The organism is Shewanella sp. M16, assembly GCF_018224605.1.
Taxonomy (GTDB): domain Bacteria; phylum Pseudomonadota; class Gammaproteobacteria; order Enterobacterales; family Shewanellaceae; genus Shewanella; species Shewanella oncorhynchi.
Map to the genome: position 1 here is coordinate 1 of NZ_JAGTUL010000073.1, position 7,750 is coordinate 7,750.

Genomic DNA, 7,750 nt, shown 5'->3' on the forward strand with positions numbered 1-7,750 from the left:
TATTTGAATTTTTATTTTTTTTAAATATATTAAAACATTAAGTTATATTTGATTTTTTGAAATGGAGACAACTTGGTTGCATTGGCGCCTGAGACTCGATAAATTGAACTCAGTATTGCAGTTGAGATCCCTTATCGCAGCGATAGAAATAGCCTAAAACACCAGCGTTGGAGCAGTAAAATTATGTATTACCAAAATGATGACGTTCGCATTAAAGAAGTAAAAGAGTTACTTCCACCTATCGCGATTCTTGAACGATTTCCTGCTTCCGAAAAAGCCTCTGCGACTGTGTTTAATGCGCGTAATAGTATCCATAATATTCTGGCTAAGTCTGATGATCGTCTATTAGTGGTGATTGGGCCTTGTTCTATCCACGATCCCAAAGCTGCGTTGGAATATGGACAGCGTTTGGTTTCACTGCGTGAACGTTATAAAGATCAACTCGAAATTGTGATGCGAGTGTATTTTGAAAAACCAAGAACCACAGTGGGTTGGAAGGGGCTGATTAACGATCCTTACATGGATAACAGCTTTAAACTCAATGATGGTTTACGCACCGCCCGTAAATTATTAGTGGATTTGAACGACAGCGGTATGCCAACCGCGGGTGAGTTTCTTGACATGATCACCCCACAATATATGGCTGATTTAATGTGCTGGGGAGCCATTGGCGCCCGTACGACAGAATCTCAAGTACACAGAGAGTTAGCCTCGGGTCTTTCTTGTCCGGTCGGCTTTAAAAATGGTACAGATGGCACGATTAAAGTTGCTATTGATGCGATAGGTGCTGCCAATGCACCACACCATTTTTTATCTGTGACTAAGTTGGGCCATTCGGCGATCGTTTCGACTAAGGGCAATCCTGATTGCCACATTATTTTACGGGGTGGCCGCGAGCCCAATTATAGCGCGCCGCATGTCACTGAGATTAGCCAGCAATTGTTAAAAGCAAAGCTTGCCGACAACATCATGATCGACTTTAGCCATGCGAATAGTAGTAAAGAGTATCAACGTCAATTAGTGGTTGCTGAAGATGTAGCTGGTCAAGTGGCGGCGGGAAATACTGCTATTTTTGGTGTTATGGTAGAAAGCCATTTAGTGGAAGGTCGTCAAGATCTTATTGAAGGTCAAGAGTTATGCTATGGGCAGAGTATTACCGATGCGTGTATTGGTTGGGATGATACCGAGCGTCTGTTAGCCATTTTGAATCAAAGCATTATCGAACGCCGTCAGGTTTAATTATCTGCTCGAGCGAACTCAAACCGCAACTATACCTGAGTTAGCCGTTAACGATTGCGGGTTAAGTAAAAACAAAGGCGCTATCCCGGCGCCTTTGTTTTATCTATTTATTGCTTATTTCAACAATGTATTCATTTGCTTTGGCTAAGCTACCAAAGGCGGCAATAAGGTTGTTTCTACCTTTATCTTGTATCTCTGGATTGCCTGATTCGATCATCATCCACACCCAAGTTTGGATCAGTGGTAATGGCGGGTATTGAACTTTAGCGGAATCCAACATAAAGCTTCCTTTGATCTTAATTTAATTTGTTTGTCTTAATGTTCTCGCTAGAACTTGGGCGTATGAATCGCAAAATCTAGCGCGTAGAGGTTAACAAATTCTATTGATTTGTATAACCGCCTCCATGGCATTTTGGGCAAAACTGCAAAAATAATCAACAGCAGCAACTCTGTGCCAAGCCTTCTTCCATTGCACTCTTATCCTCCTACATACGGCTCTGAGGTTAAGCAAAACGGTACATGCCTGAACACAAATCAGTATAAATTCATTTATTGTGAATACGCCAGTGTAATGCGTAAGTATGATGTTTTGACTTTAAATACAATCAAAATAGCTGCTGAGTATGTCGTGAATAAGTCTATTTGTCTGTCAGGAAAATCTGATTGATTTTATTCAGACTTTGCTAGTTTCGCTTAGCTTATGTCCGGTATGAACTGTTACAATTGGCATAACTCATTCAAGGTTATGTCCTATGCGCCCAACGTTATATTTTGAAGGTCCAGTCGATAAATTAAACTGGCACGTCATGAAACTGCTTTGGCCTTACTTATTGGAATACAAAGGCCGCATTGCGCTGGCGATGTCATGCCTCATCATCGCTAAGCTGACCAGCGTGGCTCTGCCTTTTATTCTGAAGCATTTGGTCGACACCTTAGATGCCGATAAAACCGCGCAAGCCCTCAGTGTGCCCGTAGGATTAGTGTTGGCTTATGGTGCGGTACGTTTACTAACGGCGATTACGGGGGAGATCCGCGATACCTTGTTTGGCCGCGTAACAGAGCGGGCGATCCGCCGTTTAGGTTTAGCGGTATTCGACCATTTACACCGACTTGACCTCGATTTTCATCTAGAGCGCAAAACCGGTGGCCTATCCCGCGATATTGAACGCGGCACCAGCGGCGTGAGTTTCCTCATGCGTTTTATGGTGTTCAACATAGTGCCAACCTTGCTCGAAATTGTCATGGTGATTGGCATTTTCTTCTATAACTACGGGATTGCGTTTGCGGCAATCACCTTTATTGCTGTGTTGGCTTATATTATTTTTTCTGTGGTCGCGACAGAATGGCGTACTGATTATGTACGTGATGCGGCCAAGGCTGACTCGTTATCGAATACCCGCGCCATCGACAGCTTGCTGAACTATGAAACGGTAAAGTATTTTAATAATGAAAAGTATGAGTCGCAGCGCTATGACCAAGCGCTTGAACAGTGGGAAGTCGCCAAACGTAAAAACCGCTTATCTTTGTTTGCGCTCAATGGTGGACAAGCTGTGATTATCGCCCTGGCGATGACGGCTATGATGGCGCTGGCGGCATACAGAGTTACCTATGGCAATATGACCTTAGGTGATTTTGTGTTGATTAATGCGTTTATGATGCAGCTCTTTTTACCCCTTAACTTCTTAGGTTTTGTATATCGCGAAATTCGCGGCGCGTTAGCCAATATTGAGCGCATGTTTAGCCTGCTCGATAAACATCCTATGATAGTCGACTTACCCCAAACACTCGATTTTCAACCCACTAAGGGTGAGTTGATATTTGAAAATGTTAATTTTAGCTACGATGAGCGGCAAATTCTGCGGGACGTGAGTTTTAAGGTTGAAGCTGGTAAAAAGGTGGCTGTTGTAGGTGATAGTGGTGCAGGTAAATCGACCCTGATTAAACTACTATTTCGATTTTACGATGTGGACCAAGGTGCGATTAAAATCGATGGTCAAGATATCCGCCATCTCACCCAAGATGCGCTGCGGCGTGCCATTGCCATAGTGCCGCAGGATACCGTGCTGTTTAACGATTCATTAGTCGAAAATATACGTTATGGTCGCCCAAGCGCGACGGATGAAGAGGTGTGTAACGCTATTAAATTAGCGCACTTAGAGCAATTTATTGCATCACTTGCCCTTGGTTGGGACACAAAGGTGGGTGAGCGCGGCTTAAAGCTATCTGGCGGAGAAAAACAGCGGGTCGCGATAGCAAGGGCCATTTTGAAGGGCTCGCCCGTGCTGGTGTTTGATGAGGCGACATCTTCACTCGATAGTCGCTCCGAGCAAGCTATTTTGTCGGCACTGCGGGAAGTCGCTAAGGGGCACACTAGCCTAGTGGTGGCTCATAGGTTATCGACCATAGTCGATGCCGATCAAATTGTGGTATTAAGCCAAGGAGAAATAGTTGAGCAAGGTAATCATCAGACTTTGCTGTTGGCAAATGGTCTCTATGCCAAATTATGGCGGATACAAAATGAGCAACAACATACTCATCTGAGCAGTTAATAGCGCAATACAGTTCAGTCTTTATTCAGCTTCGGCTCTCTATACTCAATGCCAACACATCAATCGGAAGAGATCTGGCATGGAAAATATTACACTGAGAGCTAATATTGAAGGCAAAGAAGAAAAAGTCGCCACTGATTGGTATGCCATCATGGCGACATTGAAAAAACGTGGTGTTGATTATGATTCGTTGCAACGTATTCATGCTGAATTGAATGCGGGTCTACTGGTGACCACTCGGCGACTTACCTTGGCGAAAGTCAATCCAGAAATGGTGCTGGCAGGTGTGATCCGCGATATGAACGCGCCGACAAGTGACTTTATGGGTATGCGTTAGGTGTGTTCGCTAGTGCTTTAGTACAGTTTAGGTGAGAACGTCCGAGAATAGAGGTGAGCCTCTATTCTTGATGCTCTAGAGAGACTCCAGAGATAAAATATGGCTGAATTAAGCTACGCCGTTCAGCTTCCCCGCTTTCCAACCTTCACATAAAAGATTCAATTTAGGTACTGACTCATCTATCAAAGTGAGTCGAATGATCTGCCCTTCGCGAAAACACACCAGTTCACCTTCGATCTCGGTTAGGCGATTACAGCTCTTACAGCTAGTGCTTACAGTTTTACTGGCGGGCAGTTGGCTTACGAAGCTAGATTTCAAAGTGTTTCCTTAAGTTCAATTGTGGGTAAGACATTTGAATAATGTCTCACGTCACGGATCTTACCTCTTTTGTGATACGCATTCAAATATACCTTATGTAAACCCTATATAAACGAAAGTTGTATTCGCCATTAACCGCGAGGGTTCGCGGCTACTTATCCATATGTGCATAGTATTTATCGAGTGAAATGGATAAACCGCTATCGAGCACAATTCGGACATGTGAAGGTTTGAGTTGTCTTGGTTCTGTCACTCCGCAAGAGTGCGCAATTAAGGCTAAGTCATGGTGTAAATTATGATTATAGTTAGCAACACGAGCCGATTTATCCCTAGGATCGAGTCCTTGTTGTAGCTTGGGATTGTGCGTTGTGATGCCCGTTGGGCAGGTATCTCTATTGCACTGTAAGGCTTGAATACAACCGAGGGCGAACATATTGCCACGAGCCGATGCGATGAAGTCGGCACCTAATGCCAAAGCCCAAGCGACTCTTGATGGCACTATGAGTTTACCCGAAGCGATGACTTTGATGCGTTTACGCAAACCTCGTTGGATCAAGACATTAACTAGGATAGGTAAGCTTTCCTTCAGTGGTAATCCGACATAATCCATTAAAGGTTGTGGTGCAGCGCCTGTGCCGCCATCGGCACTGTCTAAGGTAAAGAAGTCGGGGGCAGAGTCTTCGCCACGACGTTCGATTTCATCACATAAATCTTCGAGCCACTGTACGTCACCGAGTACGGCCTTAATGCCCGTTGGTTTACCGGTAACTTCACGTACTCGTTCAACCATATCCAAAATATCGTTCACGGATTTGAATTCAATATGACCATTAGGGCTAATAGAGTCATAACCCTGAGGAATACCGCGGATATGGGCAATTTCAGCTGTGACTTTGATCCCTGGTAAAATGCCGCCTTTGCCCGGTTTAGCTCCTTGACTCATTTTAATTTCAAACATTTTGACTTCGGGATGAATGGCTATCGACTTGAGCTTTTCATCGTCTAAATGTCCGTGCTCATTACGTACACCGTATTTGGCCGTTCCAATTTGAAAGACGATATCGCAGCCACCTTTTAGATGATAAGGGCTCAAGCCGCCTTCACCTGTATTAAGCCAGCAACCCGCCTGCGCTGCACCGTGGGAAAGGGCGGTAATTGCTGGGCGCGATAGAGCCCCAAAGCTCATGGCTGAAATATGACAAATGGCTTGAGTCGTATAGGGTTGGCGGCAATTGGTGCCAATTGTCAGTGGATGAATGGGCGTGATCTCTTCATCTTGGGTTGGGAAGGCGGTATTCATGAACATAATGGTACCAGCATTATCTAAGGGGCGAGTCGAACCAAAGGCGATAGTTCTATCAACATTTTTAGCCGCGCGGTAAACCCAACTGCGTTCTGCACGGTTGAATGGCAGTTCTTCTCTGTCTTGGGCGAAAAAGTATTGTCTAAAGAACTCGCCTTGTTTCTCGAACAGATACCGAAAGCGACCAATTACAGGATAGTTATGTCTTACCGCTTGTTTGGTCTGCATTTTATCTGCGATATACATGTAAATAACCGCGAGTACTGCGAGTCCTATTACAATTAAAAACAGCCCTGAAAATAGATCGAGTCCCCACATAAACCAATTGAGTTCACTCATGTTATTTATCCTTATTCTTGTCCGTAACGGGTGGCGATCAAGCTCGCAGGTTGGTCATCATTAAGAGAGAGTAAAAACAGCTGGCTATAGTCATCTTCACTGATCGCTTGGATCTCAGGTCCACCAAGGGCTTTAATGATCAATGGGACAGTGTTTGAATGCCCAACGATGAGTGTATTGCCCTTTACAGCATGCACTTGTTCAACAATGTGTTGGATATGTCCTTCGATAGGTTTGGCAGCTTCTACTATCGTCACAGGTAAATGGCGAGCCTCGGCGATGGGCGCGAGTGTTTGCTGGGTTCTTAGGTATTGAGTCGCAATAAGTTGCGACAGCGGCGTGCGGCTCAAGGCAGTGATCAGTGATGTTGCGCGCATTTCTCCCTTGGGTGATAACTGCGGGTTATTGGCTGGCGTGTCGGCTTTTTCGGCATGTCTGACTAAAATAATTAGTCTGCTCTCCGCATGAGCTTGGCTAATGGGAGTAAAGCCGAGGCAAGTGAATATGACGAGGCTTGTTAGCAGGCTAAAGCGTTTTATATTGATACCCAGATTATGCTTAAAATAGTGCTTAAGGATTAGTGTAAACCCGTGAAAGCGGAAATGACTCAAACTGCGGCCTGCTGCCATGGTGTAACATCCTTTTCTATTGGCTTATGTCTAAGCTCAGCGATAGTAATGATCTGCATTGCGGTGGGTTGGCGCTTTATGCACCTTATTAAAGAATGAACCCACTTAATTTATGTGGGCCTTATCATGGCCTTGTGGTCAGATGGTACTTCAATTCTAAAAATTACTAAAGCTGGTTAAATTTTGGTCGATAATTAAGTCGACCCGAATTGAATGGATAGTCATCATGGAAATCAATAAACCCCCTCAAGTGCAAGGTACTCCTTTGCCACAGAAAAAATATGCTGAAAACGCGGCGTCTAAGGGCACCGAAGTGAGTGATTCGAAGGACGCGAAAGCCACAGAAGTAACCTCGAAGCAAACCGCGCAGCAAACGAGTAAGCAGCTGATGAATCAAGCGATTTTATCGGCACAGCAAGATGTGAATATCAAGTCAGGCGATCAGTCTATGGCCTTGCTTTATCGCGCAGCGATAGAGTCGATTAATAAAGAATTAGCGCCCACTATGGGCGAGAACGCGATTCAGACGGCTTATGATAATGGCGTAGATACTTCTCCAGAAGCGACTGCAGATCGTATCGTGAGTTTTGCGACGCAGTTTTTTAGCATTCACCAACAACAAAATTCGGGTATGAGTCTAAGTGATCAACTCGATAGCTTTATGGGGATTATTGGCGGTGCCATCGACAATGGCTTTAAAGAGGCTAAAGATATTCTGTCTGGCCTTAAAGTATTGCAGGGTGATATTGCCGATGGTGTCGATAAAACCTACAGCTTAGTGCAAGAGGGGCTGCAAGCCTTTAGAGATAGCTTTAACAAGAAGACTGATGAGACAGTATCGAGTCCGAGTTAATACCTCAGTATTTTCAGTTCTATATTCAGCGTTATAGTCATAAGCCCCTTATATAACTGTCTCTTGATCACATCTTTTGCTCAAGAGACAAGGCTAGCTGGTAACCTTCAAGGATGGTTTGCAGTTTAAACCATCCTTGCCATAACCTTTCCCAGCCCACAATTCCGCTTCGTTTGCTGTCAT

8 protein-coding genes are annotated in these 7,750 nt (G+C 44.5%); 4 read left to right on the top strand and 4 right to left on the bottom strand.

The genetic code is table 11. The features are described 5' to 3' along the window. The first annotated feature begins 183 nt into the window (after positions 1-183). Entirely contained in the window at positions 184-1,239 is a 1,056-nt protein-coding gene (gene aroG, locus KFE26_RS22815) for a 3-deoxy-7-phosphoheptulonate synthase AroG (RefSeq protein ID WP_131525191.1), read from the top strand. 103 nt (positions 1,240-1,342) lie between these two features. Here aroG and KFE26_RS22820 read toward each other — a convergent pair whose 3' ends face one another. Next, a complete protein-coding gene (locus KFE26_RS22820; protein ID WP_105250227.1) occupies positions 1,343-1,519 on the bottom strand; it encodes a hypothetical protein in 177 nt (58 codons plus the stop codon). Between the two features lie 472 nt (positions 1,520-1,991). Here KFE26_RS22820 and KFE26_RS22825 point away from each other — a divergent pair, with 472 nt between their 5' ends. Next, positions 1,992-3,788, top strand: coding sequence for an ABC transporter ATP-binding protein/permease (locus KFE26_RS22825; RefSeq protein WP_212601813.1), 1,797 nt, complete (start codon positions 1,992-1,994; stop codon positions 3,786-3,788). A gap of 79 nt (positions 3,789-3,867) precedes the next feature. Continuing rightward, positions 3,868-4,125 (top strand): hypothetical protein, encoded by a 258-nt coding sequence (locus KFE26_RS22830; protein WP_105250225.1) that lies wholly within the window; start codon positions 3,868-3,870, stop codon positions 4,123-4,125. Positions 4,126-4,233: 108 nt separating this feature from the next. On the opposite strand, the gene KFE26_RS22835 is transcribed toward KFE26_RS22830, so the two are convergent. The 3 genes from KFE26_RS22835 to KFE26_RS22845 all read right to left on the bottom strand — a co-directional run bounded on the left by KFE26_RS22835 (position 4,234) and on the right by KFE26_RS22845 (position 6,714). Next, positions 4,234-4,443, bottom strand: coding sequence for a hypothetical protein (locus tag KFE26_RS22835; RefSeq protein ID WP_105250224.1), 210 nt, complete (start codon positions 4,441-4,443; stop codon positions 4,234-4,236). 151 nt (positions 4,444-4,594) lie between these two features. Next, the gene (locus tag KFE26_RS22840) at positions 4,595-6,085 is read right to left on the bottom strand and encodes an FMN-binding glutamate synthase family protein (protein ID WP_105250223.1); all 1,491 of its coding nucleotides are present in this window, start codon (positions 6,083-6,085) and stop codon (positions 4,595-4,597) included. Positions 6,086-6,096: 11 nt separating this feature from the next. Then, positions 6,097-6,714, bottom strand: coding sequence for a histidine phosphatase family protein (locus KFE26_RS22845; RefSeq protein ID WP_113939106.1), 618 nt, complete (start codon positions 6,712-6,714; stop codon positions 6,097-6,099). Positions 6,715-6,940: 226 nt separating this feature from the next. Between KFE26_RS22845 and KFE26_RS22850 the strand changes: the two genes are divergently transcribed. Further along, complete coding sequence (locus KFE26_RS22850; RefSeq protein WP_212601814.1) at positions 6,941-7,567, top strand: DUF5610 domain-containing protein; 627 nt, start codon at positions 6,941-6,943, stop codon at positions 7,565-7,567. Positions 7,568-7,750 lie beyond the last annotated feature (183 nt).